Origin of the sequence: Arcobacter sp. YIC-80, from assembly GCF_044841725.1 — a bacterium.
Lineage (GTDB): Bacteria > Campylobacterota > Campylobacteria > Campylobacterales > Arcobacteraceae > Arcobacter_B.
This window is the reverse complement of sequence record NZ_JBJBSI010000001.1, coordinates 162487-181599: the sequence shown is the minus strand read 5'-3', so window position 1 is coordinate 181599 and position 19113 is coordinate 162487. Positions and strand designations below refer to the sequence as shown.

Here is a 19113-nt window from a genome sequence, read left to right as displayed (position 1 = left end):
AACTGCTATTGAATTTGAAGTTAAATTACTATAATCAATAGTATCAATATCATCTCCACCATCAATATCATCAGAACCATCTGTTGCACTTGTTGCAACAAAAGTATCTTTTCCATCACCACCTAATAAAATATCATCGCCATCTTTGGCTTCTATATAATCATCACCATCTAAAGCTTTTATATAGTCTGAACCAGAATGTCCTAAGAAACTATCATGACTATTAGTACCTGTAGCAGTTGTAATGCCATAAAGTCTATCAGTTGAAGTTGAATAGTCATTATCATTTAATAATGAGTCCGATTTATAAGCTTGAGCATAAGTATTACCATTTGCATCTGTAAAAGTATTACTTAAATCAACAAATACTTTTGCTACTGTACCTGCTCCATCGTTATAATAATCAACTTTTCCAAAATCACCTAAATCATTATGAATATCATTTACTACACTTCCTGAATAAAAAGTATCATTTCCTGCTGAACCATAGAATTTATCATATTCATCTCCACCAACAAAAATATTGTCATTTCCATCACCTACAAATGAATCTTGATAATCTGACCCAATTACTCTTTCTATAGAGATTAAATTATCTGCTCCACCATCTCCATCTTGAGTTACCTCAGAAGCAGTATTTGTCATATCAACTATTACAGCACTTGCTGCACTTGTATAATCAGCTGTATCAATACCTGAACCACCATTTAGAGTATCATTTCCTTGAGCACCATATAAGGTATCATTTCCTGCACTACCATCTAAGATATTAGCACTTGAATCACCTTTGATAATATCAGCACCAGCACTTCCTATGATGTTTTCTATATTTTTGATATAGTCATTTGAACCATTGTTTACGCTAACTGTTGTAACATCTGTAAAGCCTGCTGTGTCAGATGTAATTGATAAATCTACATTAATATTGTGAGTATTATCAAAAGCAGAGTAATCTAATGTATCTCCATTATTATCCTCTTGACCTTCTTCTCCATCATAATAATCAACTCCATCATCACCACTTTCTAAAGTTTTATCTCCATTCTCATCAAGTCCAGCCTTAAAAGTATCGTCACCATCTCCACCGATTAATGTATCATTTCCTTTGGCACCAACTAGTGTATCATCTCCAATATTTCCTTTTAATATATTCTTGTCATTATCTCCACCAATATAATCATTACCAATAGTTCCTGTGATATTTTCTATATTTTTAAGTTTATCTTGCTCTGTTCCAAGTGAAGCTGTTGCATAGTCATTTGCATCTGTATTCATTAAGTTTACATCTACAAAAATAGATTTTGAAGAGTAGTTAATAGTATCTCCACCATTTGTCTCTTCTCCTTCTCCTCCATCAATAGTATCATTTCCATCACCACCACTTAAAAGATCACTTCCTACTCCACCATAAAGAGTATCATCATCATCTCCACCTGATAGTTCATCATCTCCATCTCTTCCATAAATAGTATCATCACCTGCTTCACCATTTATAGTGTCATCACCTGTGTTTGACTCAATAGTATCTTCATCATGAGTTTCATCTCCACCATAAAGAATATCGTTGTTATCACCACCTCTAATGAAGTCATTATCTGCTCCACCTTTGATAATATCATTACCACTATCACCTCTTAAGTCATCAGCTCCAATTCCACCTTCAATAGTATCAGCAGAAGCTCCACCTTCAATAGTATCATCACCTGCATTACCAATAATAGTATTTTTAAGTCCATCACCTACTATATTATCATCACCTGCTCCACCAATAACATTTTCAATATTTTTAATAGAGTCATTTTCACCATTTGTAATACTTACAGTAACACTTGAATCTGTATCTAATGAAACATTTATTCCTTGATTTGAAGCAAGAGAAGAGTAATCAATAATATCTTTACTACCACTACCTCCATCAACACTATCTTCACCATCATTTGCACCCATAATAAAGCTATCATTACCAGCCTCACCATTTAATACATCATTTCCTGCAAGTCCATCAATAATATCTGTACCACTACCACCATTTATAGTATTAATATCACTGTTTCCTACTAAAATGTCATCAAAAGTAGAACCTGTAAGATTTTTAAAGTTATTAATAGTATCTGTGTCATTTGTACCATTTGAATCTGCGTCAGTTGCTGTTGAGATAGCACTATTAGAACTTAACGTTTGTGTATCATAAGTATAATCACTACTTGAAAGATTTACATTTACACCAGAACTTACACTTGTAAAAGAAACTGTATTATTTCCAGCACCACCATCTAAGAAATCATCACCATCAGCACCATCAATTGTATCATTTCCACCAAGTCCTAAGATAGTATTTACAGAACTATTTCCCGTTAGATTATCAACTGCACTATTTGAACCTGTAATATTTTCAATGTTTGCTATAGTATGATTTGTTGTATCAACTCCAACTTGAACAGTTGTATTTGAACCATCTTCTTCTAAATTTACAGTAATTCCTGAAGTTACTGCACTATAATCAACTGTATCACCACTTGTTTCATCAGTATTTCCACCATTGATTATGTCATCTTTAAAATCACTACCTTTAAAAGTGTCATTTCCTGCACCACCTTGAAGCTCATCGGCACCTGCATTTCCTGTAATTTCATCATCACCTCCTTGTCCATCAAGGATATTTGACTCTGAGTTTCCTACTAAAATATCATTATTATTTGTACCTTTGATATTTTCTATATTTCTTAAAGTATCACTTTGATTTACTGTAATACCATCAGTAACTATTGCATTTGCTGTACTTGTATTTGATAAATCTACATTTACATAGTTTGCTCCACCAATAGAGCTAAAATCAACTTTATCTTTATTTGAGCTATCATCTGTATCTGTTTGTGAGTCTACATAACCATCAATAATATCATTTCCATCGCCTAATTTTACAGTAAAAGTGTCATTTCCTAAACCACCATATAAGAAGTCATTTCCATTTGCACCATCAATTACATCATCTCCACTAAGTCCTGAAATTGTGTTTGTATTTGCATCTCCTGTTAAATTATCTGCTAAATTAGAACCCTCTAAGTTCTCAAAGTTTTTGATAGTATCTGTTCCATCACTACCTGTATTATTTGTTTCAACACCTAAGTTTACAGTAACACCAGCAAGAGCATTTTTATAAGTTAAAGTATCAACTCCATCACCACCATCTAAGATATTATCACTTACATTACCTTCTATAGTATCGTTGTTTGAAGAACCTATTACATTCTCAATAGAATCATATCTATCTGTATTTCCATAACCATCTGTACCAATTACATTTCTTAAGCTAACATCAATAGAGCCTGTATCAAGAGAATAAGAAACCGTGTCATTTCCTGTTCCACCTATTAAGCTATCAGAACCCTCACCACCAACTAAAATATCATCATTTGCTCCACCATCAAGTGTATTATCTCCACTATCACCTACAATAGTATCACTGTTTACACTACCTTTTACATCATCAAAATTTGTAATAGTATCTGTTCCTGTAGTAGCTCCTACTGCTGTTGTAGCATTGATATTATCAGCTGTACCATCACCTGTAATATCACTTGAAATACTTGAACCTAAGTTTACATATACAGAACTTGAAGCATTTTCAAAAGATAAAGTATCATTTGTACCTGTATGGGCGTTTAAAATATTATCAGCATTATCTCCTTCAATAGTATCAGTTCCTGATGTACCAATGATATTTTCTATATTAGATAATTGGTGATCATTTGAAGAGTTAGCTACTGTAACCCCTGCTACTCCTGTATCGTTTAAAGATACTTTTATTCCATTTGCATCACTTAAAGCACTATAATCAACTGTATCACTACCTCTTGAACCATCTGTGTTACTACCACCATTTATAACATCTCCTGTAGTATCTCCTATAGTTTGAATAAATGTGTCATTTCCTTCATTTCCATAAAGATTATCAGCTCCTGCATTTCCTGTGATTTTATCATCGCCTTCTTTTCCTTTGATAATGTTTCCTTGGTTATCACCAATTAGACTATCTGCAAAGTTTGAACCTTCTAAATTTTCAATACTAACTAAAGTATCACTACCTAAGTTACCACCTACATTTTGAGCATTTGTATCTGATAAATCAACTGTAACCCCCGAACCTGTTGCATCTAAATAGCTTGCAGTATCATTTCCAGCACCACCATTTATATAGTCATCACCAGCTCCACCTGTGATAGTATCATCATCATTTTCTCCATAAAGACTATCATTTGAGCCTCTACCTTTAATAATATCATTACCATCACCACCTTTTAAAGTGTTTGAAGCTCCATCGCCTATAAAGTTATCAGCACTATCCGTTCCTTGGATGATTTGGATATTTTCTAAAGTATCACTTCCACCTGCTGTTTTTGTAACTTGTTGGGCATTATTTAAATTTACATTTATGGCTGAACTTTGGTTTGAATAATCAGCAATATTTTCAGTTCCATTTCCACCATTTAAAATATCATTTCCAGCACTTGATTTTAAAATATCATTTTCATCTGCACCAAATAATGAGTTATCTTTATTACTTCCTGTAATATCATCAGCTTCGCTTGAACCAATAACATTTTCTATTGAGTTTAAAGTATCTAATTGTGAGTTATCACCAAATACATTTTGAGCTGTATTATCTGATAAATCTACTGTTACAGCTTTAGAACCTGAGTAATCAACTGTATCATCTCCTTCATCTCCTATTAAAGAGTTAGAACCTGCTCCACCTATAAAAGTATCATCACCAAGTCCACCATCTAAATAGTCATCACCACTTCCACCATCAAGTGTATCATCTCCATCATTTCCATATAATTCATCATTGTCAGCTCCACCTGATAACTTATCAAAACCTGCACCACCATTTAAAATATCCTCACCAGCAGCTCCATCAATAGAGTCATCACCTGCAAGACCATTTATAGTGTTATCTGAAATATTTCCAACAATTACATCTTCAATAGTATTATTATCACCGTCATTGTAATTAGTAGCATTTATATTTTCAATATCTGTTAAACTATCACTATCTCCACCTTGAACAGTAACATCACCTGTAGTTAGATTTGCATTGATTTTATGTCCATCAAAATCACTTCCACTGTAATCTACAGTATCAGTATTTACTCCACCATCTATAGTATCATTTACAGTATCATCAAGATCTTCATTACTTGCTTGGAAGTTTGCAGTAATGATATCATTACCAGCCCCACCATCAATAACATCATCACCAGCATCACCTGATAACTTATCATTATCATCTCCACCTAATAACTCATCATCTCCTGTTCCACCAAATAAAGTATCTTCTCCAGATTCACCACTTAAGGTATCATCACCTGCATTACCTCTTAAAGTATCATCTCCACCTCTTGAGATAAATATATCTTTTTGACTGTCACCAGTCATAGTATCATCAAAGTTTGTAGCAATAATAGTTTCTGTATTTTTTACACTATCAGTTCCGTTTGAGCCTTTACTTACGCTATATTCATTTGTACCTGTGTTTGTTGTAAGTATGATCTTTTGAGTTTGATTTGAGTAATCAGCTGTATCATCATGAGCTCCACCATCAAGAATATCATCTCCTGCACTTGATTTTAAAGAATCATCTCCATCTGCACCAAATAATGAGTTACCTTTAATATTTCCAGTTATTTCATCAGTTGATGTAGAACCAGTTACATTCTCAATTGAACTTAATTTATCATTTTGAGTACCATCACCAAATACATCTTGTGAAGATAAAATAGATAAATCAACAGTTACAGCCTTAGAACCTGAATAATCAACTGTATCAACTCCATCATTTCCTACTAGTGAGTTTGAACCTGCACCACCTTTAAGTGTATCATTTCCTGCTCCACCTTCTAAGTAGTCATCATTATCTCCACCATCTAATACATCATCATCTGCATTTCCATATAGTGAATCTTCTCCTGTTCCTCCAAGAATTAAATCATTTCCGGCATCTCCGTATAGTGTATCATTATCTGCTCCACCATCTATAGTATCATAGCCTGTTCCACCTCGGATAATATCGTCATTATCATTTCCTACTAGTGAATCATCTCCTGCCATTCCATTTATACTATTGGCTTTATTATCTCCTATGATAATATCATCTATTGTATTTATATCTGAATCATCATAGTTTGTTCCTATGATATTCTCTACATTTGTTACAGTATCACTATCTGCTCCATCTGCTGTGATTGTATTTGTTGACAAGTTCGCATTTATCTTATGACTATCAAATTCACTTCCACTATAATCTATTGTATCATTATTTGCTCCACCATCGATAATATCATTTATATTATCTGCATCTTCTCCTGATGTTTGGTAGCTTGCTATTATCTTATCATTACCTGTTCCACCTTGGATATTATCATCGCCTTCATCTCCATAGATTACATCATCATCTGCTCCTGCTGTGATTGTATCATCACCTGCATTTCCATGAATTATATCTGCTCCTGCTCCACCATCTATTGAGTCATCTCCTGCATTCGCATTTATTACATCTGCTCCTGCATTTCCTAAGAATGTATCTGCATTATCACTTCCTGTTAAGTTATCATCACCTTGTGAAGCACTAATAATCTCTATATTTTTTAACTCATCTGCAAAGCCTTGTCCATCATTCGTTACTTGATTTCCATTTGCATCTGGTGTTTTTAGATTTACTGTTATTGCATTTGCTTGATTTGAGTAATCAGCTATATCTTCAAGTCCATCTCCACCATCTAAAATATCATTTCCGGCATTTCCTATTAATGTATCATTCTCAGCTCCACCAAATAGTGAGTTATGGTCTGAATCACCTTTGATAATATCTTTTTGGTTTGAACCAATTACATTTTCTATACTATTTAAAATAACATCATCATCTGCTGTACCACCAACATCTTGTGCTGAACTATTTGATAAATCTACATTAATAGTTGTAGTTGCATCTTCGAAACTTACTGTATCTGTATCAGCTCCACCATTTAATTCATCTAATCCCTCAGTTGTACTTCCAAATAAAGTATCATCTCCTGCTTCTCCTAATAATGAATCATCTCCTGCTCCACCTTTAAGTGTATCATTCCCTGCTCCACCATCTAAGTAGTCATCATTATCTCCACCATCTAATACATCATCATCTGCATTTCCATATAGTGAATCTTCTCCTGTTCCTCCAAGAATTAAATCATTTCCGGCATCTCCGTATAGTGTATCATTATCTGCTCCACCATCTATAGTATCATAGCCTGCTCCACCTCGGATAATATCGTCATTATCATTTCCTACTAGTGAATCATCTCCTGCCATTCCATTTATACTATTGGCTTTATTATCTCCTATGATAATATCATCTATTGTATTTATATCTGAATCATCATAGTTTGTTCCTATGATATTCTCTACATTTGTTACAGTATCACTATCTGCTCCATCTGCTGTGATTGTATTTGTTGACAAGTTAGCATTTATCTTATGACTATCAAATTCACTTCCACTATAATCTATTGTATCATTATTTGCTCCACCATCGATAATATCATTTATATTATCTGCATCTTCTCCTGATGCTTGGTAGCTTGCTATTATCTTATCATTACCTGTTCCACCTTGGATATTATCATCGCCAGCTTCTCCGCTTAAAGTATCAGCTCCTGCTCCACCTTCAATTAAATCCTCGCCAGTTCCTCCATAAAGTGAATCATCACCATCTTGTCCTTGTAAAGTGTCATTTCCAGCTTCACCTCTTAGAGTATCTGCTTCATCTCCTGCAATGAAAATATCATCATTAGAACCACCTGTCATAGTATCTTTGTAATCAGTTCCTACAACTTTTTCTACATTTGTTAAAGTATCTGTTCCATCTGTATCTTTATCTACACTATAGTCAGTTCCTGATGAAGTAAGAATGATTTTTTGATTTTGATTTTCATAAGACATTTGGTCATTATTTGCTCCACCATCAATATAATCATCTCCAGCACTTGCATAAATAGTATCATCCCCATCTAAACCTTTTAGAGTATTTCCACCTGCTTGGTCATCACCTGTAAGAATATCCTTGAAGTTTGAACCCTCAGCATTTTCTATATTTTTGATGATTAAATCAGCATTTCCATCGCCATTTGTATCTTGTGCAGTTGTTTTTGATAAATCAAGTGTTACACCTGCTGTTGGATTATCTGCATAGCTTACATAATCTTCATCAGTTAAACTTATACTTCCATCGGCGTTTTCACCACCATCAAGATAGTCAGTACCTGTAGTAGTACCTCTTGCAAATAAAGTGTCATTTCCTGCATTACCAATAAGAGTATTTGCTTTGTCATTACCTTTTAATATATCATGACCAGAACCACCAATAACACCTTCAATATCTTTAAATGTATCTGTTCCTTGAGATGTACTAATAAATTTAGTTCCATCTTCAATATCAACATTTAAGTCTTCACTTGCTTGGCTATAATCTACTGTATCATTGTCTTCTCCACCATCAAGGTAATCATCACCTGCACCACCTCTTAAGGTATCATCTCCATCATTACCATATAAAGAGTTGTTTTCACTATTTCCAAATAGACTATCGCCTAAATTAGTTCCTTTAACATTTTCAATGTCTTTTATTTCATGATCTTGTGTTCTAGTTCCTACTGTAACTCCTGTAGTAACACCACTTTCACCTAATATAATATCTACTTTTGAAGTTAATGAACTATAATCAAGAGTATCTCCACCATTATCTTCATTTGCTTCACCACCATCAATTACATCAAATCTTGATTCATCGGCAGCTGAACTAAATTTAAAGGTATCATCTCCTGCATTTCCATATAAAACATCTCCCTTACCGCCACCTTGAATAGTGTCATCTCCATCATTACCTACAATAGTATTTACTTTTTCATCACCTATTAAGTAATCATCATAATCTGTAGCATCAATATTTTCAATATTTAAAATAGAGTCATTTTCATCATCTATATCAAAGTCATTATCATTTTGTGTATCAACTGTTGCTTGTCCATTTTCTAAGTCAACTTTTACAGCATTTAATCTATCACTATAGTCAAGCTTATCAACTCCTTCTCCACCATCAAGTAAATCTTCTCCTAAACCACCTTTTAAGATGTCATTTCCATTACCTGCTTTTAGAGTATCATCTCCTGCATTTCCTGTTAATTCATCATTCCCATCACCTGCTATGAAAATATCTTTTTCATCTGTTCCTGTAAGCTCATCGTTAAAATTTGTAGCAATAACTGTATCTATGCCATCTAAAGTATCACTTCCACCTGCTACTTTATTTACTGTATAATCTGCACTACCCAAATCTTGTGTAAGAATAATTTTTTTAGATTGTGTTGAATAATCAACTATATCATTTAATGAATTATCTGATGTTTCATTTCCTCCATAAATATAGTCATCTCCTGCACTTGCATTTATAGAATCTGCTCCATCTAAACCTTTTATGATATTCTTTGAGCTATTTCCAGTAATAATATCATTACCATTACTTCCCTCTACGTTTTCAATGTTTTTGATAATTAAGTCAGCACCATTTATGCCATCAGTATCTTGCTGTGTTGTAATTGATAAATCTACATTAATTCCAGTTGAGCTATAAGAGAAGCTTACAAAGTCACCACCATTTGCAGTATTGTCACCACCATCTAAATAGTCAATTCCTGAACCTGTACTTACACCATTTCCTAGTAAAGTATCATTACCATCATTTCCTATAAGTGTATTTGCACCTGTATTTCCTGTAAGCTTATCATTTCCACTTCCACCAATAATTCCCTCAATATCTTTAAAAGTATCAGTTCCTTGTGAAGTTGAAATAAACTTAGTTCCATTTGTAATATTTACATCTAAATCTTCACTTGCATTCTTGTAATCTACAGTGTCATTTCCATCTCCTCCATCAAGAAGATCATTTCCTGCTCCACCTGATAAAACATCATTATTATTTCCACCATAAAGTTTATCATCTCCTGCATTACCAGTTAAAACATCATCTTCATCATTACCTTTTAGAGTATTATTTTCTGAGTTTCCTATGATAATATCTTTTTGATTTGTTCCATCTACGTTTTCTATATCTTTTATTTTATGATCATTTGCATTTGAAATAAATACATTAGTTTCAACTCCAGCTTCTCCTAATGTTACATTAACTCCATTAGTTACTAAACTATAATCAATTCTATCTCCAGCAACTTCACTACCTTCTCCACCATCAATAAAATCACCTGTAGTTTCATTAGAAGTTTTGAAAGTAAAAGTATCATCACCTGCATTTCCTGTAAGATAATCAGCACCCATTCCACCTTCAAGTAAGTCATTTCCTGCATTACCTATTAAAGTATTATTAGAGTTATTACCTATTAAAGTATCATTTCCAGCAGTAGCTTCTACATTTTCTATATTTAAAAGTGAATCTTGTTCATCTGTTGCATCAAATGAATCATCATTTGACGTATCAATAATTGCTTCACTATTTGTAAGGTCAACTTTAATCTCATCAGTTCTTAAACTATAATCAACTGTATCTCCAATAGAAGTATTATCTCCTCCATCTAAAATATCATTTCCAGTTCCACCAATAAGCTTATCATCACCGTCTTCACCATATAATGAGTCATCCCCTGCATTACCTATTAGTTCATCATTTCCAGAACCACTTTTAAATACATCTTTTTGATTATCTCCTGTCATAGTGTCATCATACGATGAACCTATAACTTCTTCTATATTTGTTAAAGAATCATTAGATGAGCTAGCTGTTTTATTTACTGTATAATTTGAAGTTCCTGCTTGTGTAGTTAATACTACTTTTTGAGTTTGATTTGAGTAATCAACTCTATCTGTATCATTAGATGTAACATCAACTCCACCATTGATATTATCACTTCCTGCACTACTTATAATAGCGTCACTTCCCTCATGACCATCTATGTCATTATTTTCATCATTTCCTGTGATAGTATCTTTTAATTGAGACCCTATAATATTTTCAATACCCTCAACAGTATCAAAATCTCCTGATACAATTTCTTGAGCGGCTGTAAGACTTAAATCGATTTCAATACCATTTGTAGTGTAGTTTGAGTAATCAATAGTATCAACACCATTTGCTCCACCCTTTATAACATTTGCTACATTTCCACTTTGCATGATAAAAGTATCATTGTTTTTTGTTCCTGTAACATTTTCTATGCTATTAAAAGTATCTGTATCAATTCCATTTGAAACAGTTGCAGTATTTGTAGTGAAATCAGCAATTACACTATTTGAACTTGTATCTAAATAAGAATAATCAGCTGTATCATTTCCATCTCCTCCTATTAAGCTATCATCTCCTTCATTACCTATTAAAGTATCATCTCCAGTTTGACCATAAAGTTTATCATTTCCAGTTCCACCTGATAATTCATCAGCACCATCAGTAAATGTTAAGTCATTAGTAGCAGATGCACCATAAATAGTATCATCTCCTGCTCCACCAGAGATAACATCAGCTCCACCCATACCTTCAAAAGTATTTACTACATTATCATCTGTATCACCTTTAATATTATCATTGTTTTTTGAGCCTCTAATATTTTCAATTCCAAAAAGTTTATCTACAAAACTCCCATTGTATTGAACTTCTCCTGCTTGACTTGATGTATCATCGCCATCATTCATATTGGCATTTATTCCAATACTATTTGTAATACCTGAGTAATCAACAGTATCTATACCTAAACCTGATAGGGCATCATTATTTGTTTCATCAATCTCTTTGCTATCTGATGTTTTAGACTCTCCACCTATTAAAGTATTGCTATTCGTACCTCCAATAAGCCAGTCATCACCAACTCCACCAATTAATTTATTTTCTTTCTGATTTCCTATTAGTGTATCATTTCCTGCTCCACCTTCAAGGTTCTCTACATTTTTAATAAATAAATTTCCTGCTGCCCCTGCATTTTGATAAGTATCTACATCTCCATCAGAGTCATTATAAGCATGCCCATCTCCGTCATACTCTAAACCAAGATTTATAGTAACATCTTGAGTTTCATCTTTGATATAACTATAGCTTACAAAATCTGTACCATTTCCACCATCTATATAGTCATAACCCGATGAAGCTCCACCACCAAGTAAAGTATCATCTCCATCATTACCTTTTAAAGTATTTGCACCCGATGTTCCTTTGATAGTATCCTTAAAATCCCCACCAATAGCACCTTCAATAGAAATAAATGTATCTTTTCCTAATCCTGCACCTATATCAACTTCACCAGAAGCATTTAAATCAATATTTAAATCTCCATTTGCATCAGAAAAATCAGCAGTATCAATATCATCACCAATACCACCATTTAAAATATCATCACCAGCTCCACCTTTTAAAGTATCTTCTCCTAGACCTCCATCAAGTGAATCATTTCCATCTTTTCCTTCTAGTGTATCATCCCCATCATTACCTTTTAAAGTATTTTCTAAGTTATTTCCAATAAGTGAGTCATCATTTTTTGAACCAGTTACATTTTCAAAGTTTTTTAAGATGTCAGTACCAACAGCATCACCTGCATTTAAATCTGTTGCTGTTTCATTTGATAAATCTACTTTTACACCACTTGTATATGCTGTAATATCGTCTAAGTAAGAGTAATCAACACTATCACCAACAGAAGTATTTGAACCTCCATCTAAATAGTCATTTCCTCTTCCACCTTGTACATTATCATCACCTGCATTTGTAATAATAGTATTATTTAAATCATCACCTGTAATAGTATCATCACCATCACCTGTTGTGATATTTTCTATATTTTTGATGCTATCATTATCAACACCATCAATTTTTAAAGTAGCTTCTGTTGAGCCATTTAAAGTTACTTCTATATCACCTGAAATATCTTTATAATCTAGTGTATCTAAATCTTCTCCACCATCTATAAAGTCAATTCCATCATTATTACTACCAATGAAAGTATCATTTCCGGCATTTCCTTCAAGAACATCATTTCCTCCTTGACCATCTATAACATCATTTCCTTCATTTGCTATAAATGTATCTGAGTTATCACTTCCTGTTAAATCATCATTGCCTTTTGAAGCTTTAATAATTTCTATATTTTCTAAAGTATCAAAAGAGCCTTGACCATCATTCGTTACTTGGTTTCCATTTGAATCTGGTGTTTTTAGATTGACTGTAATTGCACTTGTTTGATTTGAATAATCAGCTACATCTTCTAATCCTGCGCCACCATTTAAAGTATCATTTCCGGCATTTCCTACTAAAGTATCATTTCCACTAGAACCAAATAATGAGTTATCCTCTGCATTTCCTTTTATAATGTCATTGGCATTAGAGCCTGTAACATTTTCTATTGATAATAGTGTATCATTTGAAGTTCCATCAGAAAATACATTTTGTGAAGTTGTAATATTTAAATCTACATTTATAGCTTTACTTCCACTATAATCAGCTGTATCAACTCCTAAATTACCATTAAGTACATTATCTCCTGAACCACTACTTAAAGTATCATCACCTAATCCACCATCAAGTTCATCTGTTCCACTTCCTGCAACTAATGTATCATTTCCTGTATCACCAAATAGCTTATCATCACCAGCTCCACCATCTAGTTTATCAAAACCTTCTCCACCATGAAGCTTATCATTTCCTGTTGCACCATTTAGTGAATCATCACCTTTTTTACCTTCAAAAGTATTGTTTTGTTCATCACCAACAATAACATCTTCTACAGTAGAATTATCTCCATCATTATAATCTGTACCTATGATATTCTCAACATTTCGTACGCTATCATAGTCACCACCTTCAACCTCAATTTTATTTTGAGATAAATTTGCATTTATTTTATGATTAGTAAAATCAGTTCCACTATAATCAATAGTATCAATACCCGAACCACCATCTACATCATCATTTTTATCATTTGTATCAAAACTAGAAGCTTGAAAATTTGCAATTATTTTATCATCATCTGCACCTGCATCAATAGTATCGTCATCTGCACCACCTTCTAAAACATCTTTTCCAGCTCCACCTTTTAAAATATCTTTTCCAGCTCCACCTAAAAGGAAATCGTCACCATCATTACCTTCTAAGATGTTATTTTTACTATCACCTACTATTCTATCATCTTGTTTTGTACCAACAATTCTTTCAATATCAATAATTCTATCACTTGAACCATCACTAACATCTACAGTTTCATTTTCCATATCTACATCAATAGAAGAACCTGAAAGTTCAGAGTAATCAGCAGTATCAATAAACTGTTTTTGTGTATTTGTAACATTTGTAAAAGAGTCTACATTTTGTGAACTCTGAAGTAAAAGTTCATTTCCATTTCGAACTAGATTACCTAAAGATAAATCTGTATTTTTAGAATTAAAATCATCTACTAAGGCATCTAGCATCATATCTTCATTTGCACTTGCACTTGTAGAAATCGTTAAAGCTCCAATTACAAAAGATACAGCTACTGATGGATTTGTGATTCTTAAAGTATAAGAGTCTTGGTTTTTACCTCCATCAAGTACATCATTTCCACCTCTACCTATTAAAGTGTCATTTCCATATCCACCTTCTAAAGTATTCTCATCACTATTACCTCTAAAAGTGTCATCACCAAAGCTTCCTTCAATATTTTCAACACCTGAAACGATAAGATTCCCTGCTCCTGTGTTTTCTTGCAATGTTGTATCAGATAAATCAAGTTTTACATCTTCATGAGTAAACCCAAAACTAACCCAGTCATTTCCAGCTCCACCTGATAAAGTATCATCTCCACCAAAACCAATTAAAGTGTCATTTCCACCATTACCAACTAAGTTATTTTCTGTGTTTGTACCTATTAAAGTATCATCATCTGTACCACCTAAAACACCCTCAATTGAATCAAATGAGTCTATTCCTAAACCAGTAGAAACCTCTCTTGGTGTTGTAGATTTTAAATCAATAAATAGTTTTTCATCTACATCTGAATAATCAGCTGTATCAAGTCCTTCTCCACCAATAAAACTATCATCACCAGCTCCACCTTTTAGTGTATCATCACCTTCTTTACCATCTAAGATATTATCTTGGCTATTTCCTGTAATAATATCATCATGTTTTGTACCAGTAACATTTTCAATATTTTCTAAAGTGTCAATGTTATTATTATTTAAATCAGTACCCCTGTTATTTGATAAATCAACATTAACACCTTTATTATCAGCTTTAATATTATCAATATAAGAGTAGTCAACTGTATCTACACCATCTCCACCATCAAGATAGTCATTACCTTTACCACCAGCTAGAGTATCATCTCCTTCTTTACCTTCTATGATGTTGTTTTTCTCATCACCTGTTATTTTATCATTTGCTTGTGAACCTATTACATTTTCAACTTGAAGAATAGTATCTTTATCAACTCCATTTTCTTTTAAGGTTGCAGGGTTGTTTGAATCTAAAGTAAGTTCAATACCTCCATTATTTCTAGCACTATAATCTATAGTATCATTATTTCCCTCATTACCATTAAGAATATCATTTCCATCACTTGCAAGTAAAATATCATCTCCACTGTTACCATCAAGTTCATTATTTTCACTATTTCCACCTAAAATATCTTTAAATTGTGAACCTTTAATATTTTCAACATTTTTAACAGTATCTTCTTCTAAACCAATAGTAGCTGTTGCTTCTTGATCAGCTTCTGCTAAAGTTAATTTAACAGCATTTGAAGCAGAATAATCAACTAAGTCAACCCCTGTTCCACCATCAATTAAGTCATCTCCTAAACCACCAATTAAAGTGTCATTATCTGCTCCACCATCAAGTTTATCAACACCTGCACCACCTTTTAGTGTATCATCTCCAGCTTCACCATAAAGCTCATCATTTCCACTATTTCCTAAAAGAGTATCTGAATCATTTCCACCATAAATAGTGTCATTTCCACCCTTTCCATCTATATAGTCAGCCCCATCTAAACCATATAAATCATTTGAAATATTTGAACCAATTATTGAATCGTTTTGAGAGCTACCTTCTACATTTTCAATATTTCTTACAATTATGTCTTGTGTACCAGTATTTTGTTTATCTGTTAAAGAAAGGTCAATAGAAATTGAACTATTTAAATTACTAAAACTTACAAGGTCATCATTTCCTGCTCCACCATCTAAGTAATCATACCCAGAAGCTGAACTTCCATTTGCATATAAAGTATCATTTCCTGCTCCACCTAAAAGAGTATTATCTTGGGCATTTCCACTTAATGTATCATCAGAACTTGTACCAGTTAAATTTTCAATATCTTTTAAAGTATCTGTTCCTGCATTTTTTGTATCTTGTTCAGTTGTAATCTCTAAAGATACATTAACTCCACCTGCTGTAATATCTGCATAGCTAGCTGTATCACTAGAACCATCTCCACCATCAAGAGTATCATCACCTAATCCACCTGTAAGTACATCATTTTGAGTTCCACCTTTTAAAGTATCATTTCCTATTCCACCATCAAGAATATCAGAACCTCTATCACCTTCTAAGATATTATCTTCATTATCACCTGTAATTTTATCATCAAATTTTGAACCAATAACATTTTCAATACCAAAAATATCATCAATTCCTTCTCCCCCAGAAGCTTGATTAGTTGATAAGTTTACTTCTTCAGAAGATGAAGCATTTGAAAAATCAACTGTATCATTTCCTTCTCCACCTTTTAAAGTATCATTACCAGTTCCACCAATTAAAGAATCATCTCCAGCTCCAGCTTCAAGAGTATCATCTCCTTCTCCACCATCTAATTTATCATTTCCAGAACCCGAAGTTAAAGTATCTTTCCCTTCTCCTCCAGCTAAATTATTATTACCTTCTCCACCATCAAGGATATCATTTCCTTCTAAACCCTTAAGTTCATCATTTCCTGCTTTTCCTGAAATGCTATTGTTTTCTGAATTTCCTTCAATAGTATCATCGAACATTGAACCAATAACATTTTCAAAATCTTCTAGGATATCTACACCCTCACCAGTTGCAGATCCTATTTGGTCATTTGTAGTTGATGTCTCTAAATCTACAATAACTTTTTGTGTACTATTTTCAAAAGATACGGTATCACTATTAGCTCCACCATTTAAATAATCATCTCCTTCCCCACCATCTATAGTGTCTTTACCTTCTCCACCTTCAATAAGATCATTTCCTGCATTACCAAAGATAGTATCATCACCTTTATTACCTTTTATAGTATTATCTACACTAGAACCAATTAGAATATCATTATCTTGCGTACCTAAAATATTTTCAACATTTCTTACAGTATCTAATCCATCACCTGTGATGATTCCAGTTTCTAAGTTAGCATTAATACCTATATTATTTTGATTATCAATGGCTGAAAAGTCAATAGTATCTATGCCTTCACCTGCGTCTAAAGAGTCATCTCCAAGGCCTAAAACAATAGTATCATTACCACTTCCTGAATCAATATCATCATTTCCACTTCCAGCATTTATAGTGTCATCATCTTCACCTGATTCAATAACATCATCATTTGCACCAGAATCAATAATATCCTTACCAGTATTACCATAAATACTATCTTTACCACTTCCAGTTATAACAGTATCATTTGCTATTCCACCATAGATTGTATTATCTAAAGTTACTGATCCTTTGATTAAATTGTCATTTATATTTGCAGTTACAACAAAACCTGTAGGAAGTTCATTTCCAGCACTATCAACAGCCCCTTCCTTATAGTAATAATCTGATTTAGTAGGATTTTCAAGAAGCTCTTTGATATTTAACCCATACTCATTTTGTGCAACAATTTCAGTTAAAACAGGTGTTTCTACATCTGCTTTTTTATCTTCTGATACATTGTTTATATCAAATTTTGAAGTAGCTTCTATTTTTAATGTAGCAGTTTCAAGATTATTTACAGTTACATTTGTAGTATCAATTGAAAAAGTAATTTGAGCATTTCCACTACCATCTACAGTGAAGCCTTCAGTCTCATCAGTATCAGGATTATCTTTTGTTAGAGTATAAGTATTCCCTGACTTTGTTGCATATTTAACATCAAAACCACTTGGCAGATCATCTCCACTAATTACAATTTTATCAAGAGCAAAACCAGTACCTTGATTTGGCTTGATTGTAATAGTTCTTGAAGTCTTATTTGTATCAAATAGTGAGCTATCATCAGCATGAATTACTACGTTACTATATTGACTTGCTTCAATAGCAGAATAATCTAAAGTCTCTTTTTGAGATTGATTTAAAACATCACTACTTATATTTGTATCACTTTCAGATGGATAGTAGTTTCCATAAGCAACACCCCCACCACCTTGAACAGTAAGTGTTGTACCATCAGATGAATCAATAGCATTTACGTGTTGAATATCTATATCAAACTCTAAAGTAGGAGTAACACCCTCTGTTTTAGATGTTTCAGAACTACTAGAAGTATCAGGTGCATCATCAGTAAAATCAACCTCAATAATTTCAGGTGCTGGCTCAGGTGGTAATTCAAACTCATTTTCATCAGTTTTTTCTTCAAGATCTTCTTCTGGGGCAACTTCTACTTCTTGAATTATAACTTGTGGAGTTGTTGGTGCATTTTGTTGTGTTTCATCACCTTCTTCATTCTCTTTTGCTGTATTATCAGGAATATTAACATCAATATTAGAAACTAAGGCATCAATTGGTAGAGAGTTTATTTCTTCTACCTCAGATAAAATATCACCTAAACTTAACTTTTTACCAGAATTACTAGCAAAGCTAGGTGGAGTGTCATTGTATCCCATTAAAGCCATAGATACAAAAGTGAAAGTTCCTTGATTTGGAATATCTATTACAATATCCCCACCAACTAATTCATACTCTAAATCTTCTAAATTAATTCCTGGTATTTTAAAATCTACTAAATCTCCAGGTCTTACATAAACTGAAACATTTTCACCAGACTTTGGTTTGTCAATGATTTTTACACTTTTATTTTGATACTTTACATATTTGTTATCTGTTGCCAT

At 33.1% G+C, this 19113-nt stretch carries 1 protein-coding gene (only partly in view); it reads right to left on the bottom strand.

The annotated features are described in order from the left end of the window. Positions 1 to 19113, bottom strand: the 5' end (the start) of a protein-coding gene (locus tag ACH5BK_RS00860) for a hypothetical protein (RefSeq protein ID WP_404303859.1). 19842 nt of this gene lie to the left of the window's left edge; only the first 19113 of its 38955 coding nucleotides appear in the window; its start codon is at positions 19111 to 19113; its stop codon lies beyond the left edge, outside the window.